The sequence below is a fragment of the Bordetella bronchialis genome, assembly GCF_001676705.1.
In the GTDB taxonomy this organism is placed as follows: Bacteria; Pseudomonadota; Gammaproteobacteria; order Burkholderiales; family Burkholderiaceae_B; genus Bordetella_C; species Bordetella_C bronchialis.
The window spans coordinates 3278852-3292258 of record NZ_CP016170.1 but is presented as its reverse complement, the minus strand read 5'-3'; the positions used below and the strand labels follow the sequence as shown (position 1 = coordinate 3292258).

Genomic DNA, 13407 nt, shown 5'->3' with positions numbered 1-13407 from the left:
CGGGTCACCGCCGGAACCACAATACGGACAGCACGCAGGCGGCGGCCAGCAGCAGGGCCGCGGCGGCCGCCAGCAGCGCCCCGATTTCGGTCTCGCGGCGTTCCAGCGAGAAACGCGTGCTGAGCTTGCTGTACACCTGGCTCAGGTCGGACGCGGACCCCGCCTGGAAATACTCGCCCCCCGTCAATTTCGCCACCGCGCGCAGCGTCGTCTCGTCCAGCTGCATGAAGTACGACCAGCCTTCGCCGCCCACCGTCGCGCCTTGCTGCGTGCCGAAGCCGACCGTGTAGATGCGCACGCCGCGCTTGGCCGCCATCCGGGCGATCTCCAGCGGATCGGGCCCCGTGGTGCGGCGACCATCGCTGAGCAGGATGATGGCGCCGTTGCGATACGACCCGGGCTCCCTGGGCGGCCGTTCCTGTTCGCGCTTGAGGGCCTGGTCCGCCGCGCCGGCGCTGCCCAGCGGCGCGGCGTACGGGCCGAAGCGGGATGCCGGGTCGTTGAGCAACATGGACTCGAAGGTGTTCCGGTCGTCGGGAAAGAGGGTGGCCAGCGCCACGATCAGGCCGCTGCCGGTTGCCGTGCCGCGCTGCAGTTCGAAGCGATCGATGGCATCGAGCATGTCCTGCCGGTTGTCGGTGGGCGGTTGCACCACGGTCGCCGCCGCCGCGAAGGCGACGATACCCAGTCGCACGCTGGACGGCAGATCCTTGATGAAGTTGCGCGCCGCGTCCTGGGCCGCGCTGAGCCGGGTGGGCTGCACGTCGGCGGCTTCCATGCTGCGCGATACGTCCATGGTCAGGACCAGCGTGAGCGTATCGGCAGGCAGGGTGACGGTGGCGCTGGGACGCGCGCACGCCAGCAGCGCGGCGCCCAGCGCAAGCCAGAAAAGCAAAGGAGGGACATGTCGCCGCAGCCGTTGGCCAGGCCCCATTGCGGTGCGTGCCAATGCGAGGTCGGGATAAACCACCGCGGCTTTCTTGCGCCGCGCCAGCACGTAGAAATAGGCGGCGGCAAGCAAAGGCAGCAGCAACAGCAGCCAGAGCAATTCGGGCCAGAGAAACCGCATACAGTTCTCCTTGGCGCGTGGATGCGACGATGGTACTGTACTTCCACGACGAGGCGGAATTCCGGTGGCAACGATGAAACGGGTTGCGATCTACGGATGGGGAGCGGCAGCGGTCGCGCTGGTGTTCGTTGCTGGCCTGGGTTCTGCCTGGCTGATGCAGCCCAAGCTGCGTGCGCTGACGCAAAAGGACATCGACGCCGCTGTCCTGCATACCCTGGAAACCAAGAGCCTGCCGTCCAGGACCGCCCGGGCCGCCGAAGCCGTGCGGCCGTCGGTGGTGGAGATCATCGGCTATCCGCAGATCGACGCTGACGCCGACAAGCCAGCGGCCGCGACGCCGCCCGCCGACGGCGACAAGCCCGGCGGCAATCGTCCTGACGCCAATGCGCCGGACGGCAACAAGCCCGACTCCAGGCAAGCCGATGCGGGAAAGCCGGGGGCGCCTCAGCCGGGGGCGCCACAGCCGGGGGCGCCACAGCCGGGGGCGCCTCAGCCGGGGGCGCCGCAGCCCGGCGTGCCGCAACCGGGAACAAACCCGCCGAACGGCGACAAGCCGGGCGCCGGCAAGGCCGCCCCGGATGGCAAGCCCGCGCCGGAGGCCAGGAAGTCGCCCGATGGCAAGGACGCGCCGGGTGGCGATGAAGAAGCCGTCAACATCGGCTCCGGCGTGGTGATCACCGACCAGGGGGTGATCCTGACCAACTTCCATGTCATCGCCGGCGCGCGCCGCCTGAAGGTCAGGTTCTATGACGGCCATGAGTCGGATGCCTCTGTGGTCGGCGTGCAGCCGGAGAAAGACCTGGCCGTCATACGCGCGACATCCCTGCCCGACGATCTGCCGGCGGCCACGCTGGGCTCCAGCCGCAATCTTGCGCCGGGCGACGAAGTCGTGGCCGTCGGCTTTCCTTTCGGCATCGGCCCGTCGGTTTCTTCGGGCGTGGTGTCCGGCCTGAACCGTCAATTCGTGTCGCCGGAAAGCAAGCAGGACCTGGACCACCTGATCCAGTTCGACGCGGCCGCCAATCCCGGCAATTCGGGCGGCCCCCTGGTGAATATGGACGGGGAGGTGGTCGGTATCGTGACGGCGATTCTTAACCCCACCAACAGCAAGACCTTCGTCGGTATCGGCTTTGCCACGACTATCGAAAGCGCGGGCAGCGCCGTGGGCATTTCTCCCTTCTAGATCTGGAGGCGTATGAACGACCAACCCATGAGCGCGGTGGATAGCGCCAATCTGATGGAGCGCCTGCTGTACGAGGTGAAGCGTGTGGTGGTCGGACAGGACCACTTCCTGGAACGCGTGCTGGTGGCCATACTCGCGCGCGGCCATCTGCTGGTGGAAGGCGTGCCGGGGCTGGCCAAGACCCTGACGGTGAACACGCTGGCGCGCACCATGCGCGGGTCTTTCAAGCGCATCCAGTTCACACCGGACCTGCTGCCGGCGGACCTGGTCGGTACGCGCATGTACAACCAGCGCACGGGCGAGTTCTCCACGATGCTGGGACCGGTGTTCGCCAATCTGCTGCTGGCCGACGAGATCAACCGGGCGCCGGCCAAGGTCCAGAGCGCCTTGCTGGAGGTCATGCAGGAAAGACAGGTCACCATCGGTGGAGAGACGCATCCCGTGCCCACGCCCTTCCTGGTGATGGCCACCCAGAATCCCATAGAGACCGAAGGCACGTATCCCTTGCCGGAGGCCCAGATCGACCGCTTCATGATGAAGGTGCTGGTCGGCTATCCCACCGAGGAAGAAGAGGTCGTCATCGTCAATCGCTTCACCGGGCCTCCCATCGCGGTGAACCCGGTGGCCATGCCCGGCCAACTGGTGCGCCTGCAGGAGGAATGCCGCAAGGTATACGTGGATCCGGGCCTGATCCAGTACGCCGTCCGCGTGGTGGCGGCCACGCGCTCGCCGGGCCGCTGCGGCCTGGCCGACATGGAACGCTATGTGTCGTTCGGGGCCAGTCCGCGCGCCAGCATAGGCCTGATCGACGGCGCCCGCGCGCTGGCTTTCCTGCGCGGCCGCGACTACGCGCTGCCCGAGGATGTCATCGACCTGGTACCGGACGTCCTGCGCCATCGCATTGTGCTTTCCTATGAAGCGCTGTCGGATGGCGTGAGCGCGGATCAACTGATCGGCCGTGTGCTGCAGGCCCTGCCGGCGCCCGAGCGCCCGCTGGAATCCCATGTTCGGGTGGCGGAAGTCTAGCCGGCGTCCCGCCGTTCCCGGCGGCGCATCCGTCGATGCGCCGGGGAATGCGCCGGGAGATGTGCAGGCGCACAGCCGCGAACGGCAGGCGGATGCCCTGGTGCGGCGGCTGGAGTGGACCGTCATCCGGCGCCTGGACGGCTTGCTGCAGGGCGACTATCGCACGCTGTTCCGCGGCTTCGGCATCGATTTCGTCGACCTGCGCGAATACCAGCCCGGCGATGACGTGCGCTATATCGACTGGAACGTGACGGCGCGTCTGCAGACGCCCCATGTCCGCGAATTCCAGGAGGATCGCGAGGTCGCGGCGTGGTTTCTGCTGGACCTGAGCGGATCGGTGGACTTCGGTTCCGGCGCGGTGCGCAAGCGTGCGCTGCTGGCGGACTTCACCGCCGTCATGGCGCGCTTGCTGACCCGCCACGGCAATCGCGTCGGCGCCATGCTTTACAGCGGCGCGCCCGGGGCGCGGCCTTCGGTGGTCCCGGCGCGTTCCGGCCGGCGCCATTTGCTGCACCTGCTCGATCGCATGCATGCCGTGCAGGCAGCCACCCGCGGCGAAACGCGGCTGGCCGACCTGCTGGACCCGGCGCGTGGCCTGGTGAGCCGCCGTTCCGCGCTGTTCGTCGTATCGGATTTCATCAGCGCGCCGGGTTGGGAAACCTCGCTGGGCTTGCTGGCCCGCCACCATGACGTGGTGGCGGTGCGCCTGGTCGACCCGCTGGAATCCGCCTTGCCCGACCTGGGCCTGGTCGTACTGCAGGATGCCGAAACGGGAGAGCAGTTGCTCGTCGATACCCATGACGCCTCGTTCCGCGGCCGCTTCGCCGAAGCCGCGGCGGCGCGCGAAGCAGCCTTGCGGGATGCCTTTGCCGGCGCGGGCGTGGCGTGCCTGTCGCTGGCGACGGATACGCGCATGGACCTGGCCCTGTTGCGCTTCGCGCAGCAGCGTCGCCGGCCGGGCGGCGCGCCGAAAGGCGAAGGCACGGCCCTTGCCGCGGGCATGGACAACGCCGCGCCCTCCCGTTCGCAGCAGCATCTGCGGGCGGGGTCGATGGCGGACAGGCGTGTGGCCATGGGCGCGGCGCGGCGCTTCCCATGACCCTGCCGTGAGCCAGCCATGAATGCACTGCCCACCATCAGCTTCCTCTGGCCTCGCATGCTGTGGCTGCTGGTGCTCGTGCCGATATTGGTGCTCGTCTATGCCTGGCACGAGCGCCGCCGGCGCCGCGCGGCCGCGCTCTATCCGGCCTTGAAGGTCACCGGCCTGCGCGTGCAGGGGCGGGTGGGATGGCGGCGCCATTTCCCCGCGGTGCTGATCCTGCTCGCCGTGGCGGCGCTGCTGCTGGCCGTGGCGCGGCCGCAAGCCTTGATGATGCTGCCTTCGCGGCTGCAGACCGTCATCCTGGCCATGGACGCGTCCGGCAGCATGCGCGCGGAAGACATCAAGCCCAACCGCATCCAGGCCGCGCGCCAGGCGGCCAAGATCTTCGTCAATGCGCAGCCGGCCGATGTCAGCGTGGGCGTCGTGTCGGTGGCCGGGACGGCGTCGGTGGCGCAGGCCCCCAGCCGCAGGAAAGAAGACGTCGTGGCCGCGCTGGACCGCCTGCAGCCGCAGCGCGGTACCGCGCTGGGCAACGGCCTGATCATCGCGCTGGTCACCCTGCTGCCCAAGGCGGGTATCGACGTCGACCGTTTCATGAACGAGAGCGCCAAGGCCGAGAAGGACAAGCCGCCGCAACGGCCCGAGGCCGCGCGCAACGCGCCGGGCGGGCGCCTGGACAATGGCGCCAACGGAAAAGCCCTGCCCAAGGAGGGCGACGCCACCGGACCGTCCGCCGACAATTCGGGCGCCATCGTGCTCTTGTCGGACGGCGAGAACAATACCGGGCCGGAAGCGCTGCAGGCCGCGCAGGTGGCCGCCGAACACGGCGTGCGCATCTACACCGTGGGCATCGGCACCCCGGAAGGCGTGGTCATCACGGTGGACGGCTGGTCTTCCCGCGTGCGCTTGGACGAGACGGTGCTGAAGAAAGTCGCCGACGTCACCGGCGGCGAATATTTCCGCGCGGAAGACGCCGAGGCGCTCAAGAAAGTCTACGGCCTGCTCAGCGCCCGCCTGGCCTTCGATAAACAGGACATGGTGGAGATCACCGCGCTGTTCGCCGCGCTGGGGGCGTTGCTGGCGGTCTGCGCGGGCTTGTTGTCGCTGTGGTGGTTCGGGCGCGTCCTGTAAGACCACGGCGGGCCACCGTCCTGTGTGCGGACCTGTTCATATCGACGGGGGCGCGCGCGATGGGCTCAGTGCTTCGATGGCGTGGGGGCGTCGACGACCTGAATGGTGAACGTACTGTACGCGGGCGGACTCTGTTGCTGATCCACCGTCTGCGTGACGATCACCGTGTTCGGACTGCTGTTCGATCCGATAAAGCTGCTGCTGCAGTCCCACGTGCCGTCCGGATTGACCGTCGTTTGACAAAATGGCAAGGGACTTTGCTGGCCGTACTGCACCGAGGCATTCAAGGGGGCGTTGGGTACGCCCGTGCCATTGATCGTTGGCCGCGGCGGGACATAGACGACCGAGCCGTTCTGCGGGTTGGCGATATAAGGCATCAGGCCGAAGGGCACGAATTGGGGGTTGCCCAGTGCGCTCGGCGTGCCCGTGATGCCGTTGTACTGCTGTACGGCCATGCCGTTGTCGTTTACCGAAACAAGGTAATAGCCGCCATGATAAATGGCATCCACAACGAATCGGGGAACGCCCAGATCGGTGTCATAGCGAAACTCGTGCAAATCGCCGTTGAAAATGACGTCTACCTTCTTGGCCAGATCCAGGAATTGCTGCGGCAGCGGGCATTGCGGATCGTAGGGGGCATGGTAATTCATGACTATTTTGAATCCGAAGGCCCGCGCGGCCGCGATATCGCCTGTCAACCAATCCACGGCGCTGGTGATGTTGACCTCGTAGTTCGAGTCGGAGAAGCTGCGGGTATAGGTCGGACACAGATTGAGCTGGATAAAGTGCACGCCGCCATACTCGAATGAATACGCCAGGCTGCCGTTGATCTCGTCGAGGTAATTATTGGTGTCGACCGTGGTGGTCCAGTCTTTGCGGACGATATTCAGACCACTCAATCCGCCGTAGTTCTGCCATTGCTCCGGTCGGTACTGGTAAGTCAAGTTGACCACGGATTCGACGGCGCAATGATTGAAGAAGGTATTGAGTCCATCCGTGCAGTCATTGATGTTATTGGAGTAGTCGTGATTGCCCAGGCCGAACATGACCGGCATGTTCGCATTGCCAGCCGCGCTCAACGTGTCTGCCCATGTCGCGGCGCGCCCGAACTCCGTCATGTCGCCGTTGATGATCATCAGCTTGGCACCCAGGCCACGCATGCTCTGATAAGTCGGATTGGCGACGTTCAGCCAGTTCTGGCGGTTCCCGTCGGAGTTCGAGTCCAGCCCGTTGTCGAGGCGCCATGGCTGGGGATCGGCCGCCACGATGAAGCTGAAGCTGTCTACCGCAAGGGCCGGCCGCACCAGGATTGCAAGGCAAGCGAGACCGCAAAGAAGAAAACGATGTGTCAACGTACCGCGGGCAGTCATGGGCATTTCGTCTCTCCGGTCCGCATGGCCGCCCGGAGGATCCGAGCGGCGGCACGTCCATGATTTGGGGACGTCGCAACGGCGGCAAGAGCTGGGGACCCGCTAGTTACCCTGCATGATCTTGTCCGACAGGCGGAGGGAAATGACTGGTAGCGCTATGTTGCGCGGGTGAGCGGGCCGGAGCCAGGACCGTGGGGCGCGGTGAGGGCGGGTTCGCTAGATCCCGGTCCCTGGCCGAAAGCGCTTCGGGGCGGCAAGCACCCATCGCGTGGATGCGCGGGCCGCCGCGGGCAGCCCGGCCAGACTGCCTACTCGATGTTCTGCGCCTGCTCCCGCATTTGCTCGATCAGCAGTTTCAGGTCCATGGCGGCGCGCGTGACATCGACGCTGCCGGCCTTGGAGCCCAGGGTGTTGGCTTCGCGGTTCATTTCCTGGAACAGGAAATCCAGGCGCTTGCCGGCGCTGCCGCCACCGGTGCGCTTGCCGGATTTGCCGCCGTTGCCGCCATCGCCATCGGCCAGGATGTGCTGGAGTTCGGCCAGGTGCGAACGCAGGCGCGAGAGCTCTTCGGCCACGTCGATGCGCAGCGCGAACAGGTTGGCTTCCTGGGCCAGGCGTTCGGTAAGCTCCGGTCCGGTGATATGCGTGAAGCCGCCGGGGAAGGCGGCCTCTACCGTTTCGCGCAGCTTGGCGGCCAGTTTTTCGCGGTGGTCGGCAAGCAGCTGCGGCAGATGGCGTTCGACTTCATCGACGATTTTTTCTATGCCGGCGGCGCAGTCGCGCATCATCGCGGCAAGGCGTTCGCCTTCGCGGGCACGCGCGTCCTGCAGCTGGGCCAGCGCTTCGCGGGCGGCCTGCATGCCGGCCGCGCCCCAGGCCTGCGGATCCAGCGCATCGTTATTGCGCTGGCCGGGCCAGTTGAACAGCTCCGCCAGCCGGGGCGATTCCGTCTCGGGCAGGATCTGCCGCGCGGCCTGCAATTGTTCGGCCAGGCGCTGCAGCCATTGCGGGTCCAGGCGGTCCAGCTCGGCAGCGGCATTGCGCGTATAGCTGACGCGTACCTCCACCTTGCCGCGTCCCAGGCTGCCGGTCAGCAGTTCGCGCAGCGGCGATTCCAGATGCCGCAGATCGTCGGGCAGGCGGAAATACAGGTCGAGAAAGCGGCTGTTGACGCTGCGGAATTCCAGCGCCAGCGAACCCTGGTCCAGATCGGCGCGGGCGCTGCCGAAGGCCGTCATGCTTCGTATCATGGTCAATACAATCCTGAATGGGCGGTCGCGGGGCGAACGCATGCCGGCAGGATAACCCGAAGGCGCTCATCCTTCGTGCCGGCGCAAGGTCTTCATGGCGGTGTACACGTACAATGCCAGCCCGGCGGGGTATGCCCCCATGGACCGCGCCCCGTGCTGCGACGGGCAGGCGGCCGGCGCGCCGCCGCTCAGACTTCCGATCGACTGGAGATATCCGTGACCTCAACCGCATCCACGCCGTCCCGCCACTCGGGCCGCGCGCCCGACGAACTGCGTCCGCTGTCGTTCACGCGCGGCTACACGCGCTACGCCGAAGGATCGGTGCTGATCAAGGCCGGCAACACCCACGTACTGTGCACCGCCAGCGTGCTGGACAAGGTGCCGCCTTTCCTCAAGGGCCGGGGCCAGGGCTGGGTGACGGCCGAATACGGCATGCTGCCGCGTGCCACCCACACGCGCGGGGACCGCGAGGCGGCGCGCGGCAAGCAGTCCGGCCGCACCCAGGAAATCCAGCGCCTGATCGGCCGCAGCCTGCGCGCCGTCATGGACATGGCGGCGCTGGGCGAACGTACGCTGCATATCGATTGCGACGTGCTGCAAGCCGACGGCGGCACGCGCTGCGCCAGCATCACGGGCGCCTGGGTGGCCATGGCCGATGCGGTCGCGCTATTGATGAAACGCGGCGAGCTCTCCGCCAACCCCTTGCGCGATCACGTGGCCGCGGTGTCGGTGGGCATGGTGGGCGGCAGCCCCGTACTGGACCTGGACTACGAAGAGGATTCGGGCTGCGATGCCGACGTCAATGTCGTCATGACCGGTTCGGGCGCTTTCGTGGAAGTGCAGGGCACGGCGGAAGGCGTGGCCTTCAGCCGCGCGGAACTCGATGCCATGCTGGCCCTGGCGGAGCGCGGCATTGCCGGGTTGGTGCAGGGGCAGAACCACGCCTTGCTCGATGCTGCCGCCCGCTCGTAGCGGGACGGCGCGGGCACCGGACGCGGCGGTGGCCGCGGGCATGTCAAGAAACTGCCATTTGGCCGCAACATAATCCTTACCGGATGTATTTCCCGCAAGGGAGCCAAGGTGGGATTGCGATGCGGAACAAATTGAGTGTGAATCTGGCGCTGACGATTGTGTTGGCGCTGTTCGTGGCCTTGTTCGCCGGGGCGGGCGCCGCGGCCATTGCCTTGCTGCGGGAGAACCGCGCCTGGGTCGAGGAACTTGGCCGCGACAATATCGAGCGCGCCAGCGAACTCGGCAATGTCAGCAGCGCGGTCTTCCAGGCGCGTGCGGCGCTGGTGGACGCCAAGACCTATATGGAAGGCGGCCGCATCCCCGAACGCGACCGGATGCTGGGCGTGGCAGACAAGTTCCTGGGCGATGCGCGCAAGGGTATCGAGCAATTGCAGTCCCTGCCGTATGCCAACACCGACGGCAAGCCGCTTTACGATGCCGCGATGCAGGCCTATGCCGGGCTGGTGGACGGCTGCCTGCTGCCGATGCGCAAGGCGATCCAGGGCTTCAACGGCGTGGAAGTGAACCGCCTGAACGACGAAGTCCTGCCCGCGTCCGCCGAGGCCTATGTCAAGGCAGAGGGCCAGTTCCAGCGCTATACGCGCGCCCAGGGCGCCGCGGCCATCGCCGAAGTGGCGCACATGCAGGACGCCGCGGTAACCGCCGCCATTGCCCTGGGCGCCTTCGTGCTGCTGCTGGCCATCGGCATACGCGCGGTGCTGCATCGCTCGCTGCTGCAGCCGCTGCGGCAGGCGGGCGGACACTTCGACCGTATCGCCGATGGGGACCTGACGCGGCCCATCGCCGCCGGCGGCCACAACGAGATCGGCGTGCTGTTCTCGGCCATGAGCCGCATGCAGGACGGCCTGTCCGCCGCCGTGGGTACCGTGCGCGCGGCCGTGGACGAGATCCATGCCGATATGCGCGCGCTGGCCGCCGGCGGCGTGCAGTTGTCCGAACGCACGGCGGAACAGGCCGGCATGCTGCAGGAAACCGCCGCCGGCATGTCGACGCTGGCGGGCACGGTGAACACGACGTCCGGCAACGCCGAGCAGGCCAGTACCCAGGCGCATCGGGTAGAGGCATTGGCCGAGCAGGGCGCCCAGGCGGTCGACCGGGTCGTGGCGCGCATGCGCGACATCGCCGGCAGTGCGCGCCATATCGGCGACATCGTCGGCGTGGTGGACGGCATCGCCTTCCAGACCAATCTGCTCGCCCTGAACGCCGCCGTGGAGGCGGCCCGCGCCGGCGAGTCCGGCCGCGGCTTCGCCGTCGTGGCCGGCGAAGTCCGCACGCTGGCGCAGCGCAGCGCCAGCGCCGCGCGCGAGATCAAGGCCTTGATCGCGGAATCCGCCAACCATGTGGAGGCGGGCGTGCGCGAGGTGGGCGCGGCCGGCCAGACCATCGGCGCCATGCGCGTGGCCGTGGCCAAGGTGACCGAACTGGTGCGCGAGATTTCGCAGGCCGCTGCCCAGCAGGCCGCCGGCATCGGCGCCATGCACGAAGCCATGGCGGGCCTGGACCGCAATACCCAGGAAAACGCGGCCTTGGCCGAGGAAACGGCCGCCGCGGTGGCGGCGCTGGAAGGCCGCGCGCAGCGCCTGGGCGAGGCCGTGGCGGTGTTCAGGCTGGGAAGCCCCCGGGACGCGGCCGCGCCGCCGCGCGGGCGTGTCTCAGTTGCCGGGCGTCAGATAGGGTTCGACGACGAGCGCAACGTTTCCATGCTTGACCTGGTGCTTGACGCGGGCAGCCGCCGAGGCAATGTCCTCGGGGCGGATGCGGGCGCCTGAACGCGGCGTCACGTGCAGGGCGCCGATGCTGAGCGTGACGAAGGGGAATGACCGCATGACGCCGTAGCGGTCTTCCGCTTCGATGCCGCCGCGGGTGCGGCCTTCGTCGTCGTACAGGCCGATGGCATCGTGGTCGAACTCGGCGATGATGCGCTCGGCGCGCTCGCGCCAGTCCGCGCTGCGGAACAGGATGACGAAATCGTCGCCGCCCACGTGGCCGACGAAATCGCGCTGCGGGTCGCAGTGCTTCCGTATCGCCGCCGCGCACAGCTGGATCATGTCGTCGCCGCGCCAGTAGCCGTACACGTCGTTGAACGGCTTGAAGTGGTTCAGGTCGCAATAGCAGGTGACGAACTCGACGCCGCCATCCAGCAGGCTGCCGATGTGCTGGCTGATGGGGATATTGCCCGGCAAGGAGGTCAGCGGATTGGCGTAGCGCGCCGCCTCGATGCGCATTTCCGTGACCGAGCGCACCAGGGCTTCGCCGGTCCCCAGGCCATCGTAGTCGCCGTCGCGCGTGATGATGAAACCGTCGACCAGGTAGCGCTGGTCGTCCGATACCAGCACGTGGCTGAGCTGGTCTATCGACGCGTGCACGTCGACCAGCACGGGCTGGTCGTTCATGAATGTCGTGCAGGCATCGCGGCCGAACAGTTCGCGGGTATAGCGTTGCGCGTAGCGTTCGGTGAAATCGCGGCGGTTGATGATGCCGACCGGACGATTGTGATCGTCCACCACCGCGACCGCGTGCAGGGCCTTGTGTTCGTCGAAAAGCCGGTGCACATCGTCGTTGGTGTGGCGGCCGGGCGAAACCGAGGGCGCCTCGACCCGCAGCGTGGCGGCCGTGGCGCCCGGCATCCGCGCCGCGCTGCGTGGCGGCGTCCGCGCGCTCAGGACCTGGCGGACCTGGGGCGCGACTTCGGTGTGCAGGCGGGCGGCCGGATAACCCAGGAACCAGCCCTGGGCGTAGCGTATGCCCAGGTCGCGCACGACGGCCAGGTCTTCCGCGGTTTCGACGCCTTCGGCCACGGTGGGCGTCCCCAGGCATTGGGCGACGGAAAGAACCGCGCGCACCAGTTTCTGGCGCCGTTCGTCCTGCGCGATGCCATGGAAGAAATAGCGGTCGATCTTGACCAGGTCGGGCTGCGCCTCCGACCACAGCTGCAGGCTGGCATGGCCGACCCCGTAATCGTCCAGTGCCAGGCGCACCCCGTGCGCCCGCAGGGCGCCCAGGATTTCGGTAAGCACGCGCATGTCCGGATAGACCGGATCATGCTCGGTCAGCTCGATGATGACGCGGCTCGGTTCGATGTCGCTGGCATGCAGCAGGCGGGCCGGCATGGCCTCGCCCCATTGCATCCAGAAATGGACCAGGGCGGACGCCGACATATTCAGGAACAGGCTGCTGCCGGCGGGCGGCCCGGCCTGCTGGAACCCACGCAGGCCGCTGTTGGCGCTGGCATGTTCGACCAGCGGGTGGACGCCGTGCCGGCGCGCCTCGCCGAACAGGGCTTCCGGCATGTGCAGGTCCGTATCGCGCGGCCCGCGGATCAGGCTTTCGTAGCCATAGATGCGGCCATTGGCCAGGTCGACGACGGGCTGGAACAGGGCGCTGAGGCGTCCGGCGCGCAGGATGTCGTCCAGCAGCCCCGCGGAGGCCAGGACCGCGTCCGGGCCGGCGGCCGGAATGGCGGGGTGTACAGACGCGTGCATACTTTGGCACCGGATGAAGAGCGCGTATGGTGAGCGGCTCATATTGCGCAGTCGTTTCAATCTGTGTCTCCTGCGCGGGCGATACACTACCAGTTTGCCTAGTGCGCCGCATCTCCCGTTACAAAATCCATGCAAGCCGATCCCAACCCCAGCCTGAACCGCGTGGTCCTCGCCTCCGGCAATGCCGGCAAGCTGCGCGAGTTCTCCGCGCTGTTCGCTCCCCTGGGCATCGCCCTGATTCCCCAGGGGGAACTGGGCGTGCCGGACGCGCCGGAGCCGCACTGTACCTTCCTGGAAAACGCGCTGGAAAAAGCGCGCCATGCCAGCCGCCTGACCGGCCTGCCGGCGCTGGCCGACGATTCGGGCTTGTGTGTCGATGCGCTGGCCGGCGCGCCGGGCGTTTATTCGGCGCGCTACGCCAGCCTGAACGGGGGCGAGAAATCCGACGAGGCCAACAATGCCCTGTTGATACGCGAGCTGGCCGGCCGGACCGACCGCCGCGCCTGTTATGTCGCGGTCCTCGTCCTGGTGCGGTCGGCGGACGATCCGCGCCCGCTGGTGGGCGAGGGCGTGTGGTACGGTGAAATCGCCCGAACGCCGGCCGGCGGCAACGGCTTCGGCTACGATCCTTATTTCTACCTGCCCGACCAGGGCAAGACGGCGGCCGAACTGGCGCCCGCGGACAAGAACGCCGTCAGCCACCGCGCGATGGCCTTGCGCGAATTGCTTGCCAAGCTGGACCGGGCCACGCGCTGACGGCGC

The 13407-nt window shown here is 67.5% G+C and carries 11 protein-coding genes; 7 read left to right on the top strand and 4 right to left on the bottom strand.

The features are described 5' to 3' along the window. Window positions 1–4: 4 nt before the first annotated feature. Window positions 5–1069, bottom strand: a complete 1065-nt coding sequence (locus BAU06_RS14550) for a VWA domain-containing protein (RefSeq protein ID WP_066350403.1) — start codon at window positions 1067–1069, stop codon at window positions 5–7. 73 nt (window positions 1070–1142) lie between these two features. Between BAU06_RS14550 and BAU06_RS14545 the strand changes: the two genes are divergently transcribed. From BAU06_RS14545 to BAU06_RS14530, 4 genes are read left to right on the top strand one after another with little or no spacing between them, the layout of a single operon-like run. Then, entirely contained in the window at window positions 1143–2252 is a 1110-nt protein-coding gene (locus BAU06_RS14545; protein WP_066350401.1) for a S1C family serine protease, read from the top strand. A gap of 12 nt (window positions 2253–2264) precedes the next feature. Beyond that, entirely contained in the window at window positions 2265–3278 is a 1014-nt protein-coding gene (locus tag BAU06_RS14540; RefSeq protein WP_066350397.1) for an AAA family ATPase, read from the top strand. Beyond that, complete coding sequence (locus BAU06_RS14535) at window positions 3256–4377, top strand: DUF58 domain-containing protein (protein ID WP_082993696.1); 1122 nt, start codon at window positions 3256–3258, stop codon at window positions 4375–4377. Before BAU06_RS14540 ends, BAU06_RS14535 begins: the two co-directional genes overlap by 23 nt. Before the next feature lie 18 nt (window positions 4378–4395). Next, window positions 4396–5511: a vWA domain-containing protein gene (locus BAU06_RS14530; protein ID WP_066350395.1), complete on the top strand. Its 1116-nt coding sequence runs from the start codon at window positions 4396–4398 to the stop codon at window positions 5509–5511. Between the two features lie 65 nt (window positions 5512–5576). Here the strand turns inward: BAU06_RS14530 and BAU06_RS14525 are convergent, their stop codons facing one another. Beyond that, window positions 5577–6887 (bottom strand): metallophosphoesterase, encoded by a 1311-nt coding sequence (locus BAU06_RS14525; protein ID WP_082993695.1) that lies wholly within the window; start codon window positions 6885–6887, stop codon window positions 5577–5579. Window positions 6888–7189: 302 nt separating this feature from the next. Further along, complete coding sequence (locus tag BAU06_RS14520; protein WP_066350390.1) at window positions 7190–8131, bottom strand: YicC/YloC family endoribonuclease; 942 nt, start codon at window positions 8129–8131, stop codon at window positions 7190–7192. Window positions 8132–8347: 216 nt separating this feature from the next. Between BAU06_RS14520 and rph the strand changes: the two genes are divergently transcribed. After that, window positions 8348–9103: a ribonuclease PH gene (gene rph / locus BAU06_RS14515; RefSeq protein WP_156770234.1), complete on the top strand. Its 756-nt coding sequence runs from the start codon at window positions 8348–8350 to the stop codon at window positions 9101–9103. Window positions 9104–9222: 119 nt separating this feature from the next. Then, window positions 9223–10932, top strand: a complete 1710-nt coding sequence (locus BAU06_RS26225) for a methyl-accepting chemotaxis protein (protein WP_156770233.1) — start codon at window positions 9223–9225, stop codon at window positions 10930–10932. Here the strand turns inward: BAU06_RS26225 and BAU06_RS14510 are convergent. Beyond that, entirely contained in the window at window positions 10816–12645 is a 1830-nt protein-coding gene (locus tag BAU06_RS14510; protein WP_082993694.1) for an EAL domain-containing protein, read from the bottom strand. The genes BAU06_RS26225 and BAU06_RS14510 overlap by 117 nt on opposite strands. Window positions 12646–12774: 129 nt before the next feature. On the opposite strand from BAU06_RS14510, the gene rdgB reads away from it, so the two are divergent. Further along, window positions 12775–13401, top strand: coding sequence for an RdgB/HAM1 family non-canonical purine NTP pyrophosphatase (rdgB, locus tag BAU06_RS14505; RefSeq protein ID WP_066350388.1), 627 nt, complete (start codon window positions 12775–12777; stop codon window positions 13399–13401). The last annotated feature ends 6 nt before the right edge of the window (window positions 13402–13407 follow it).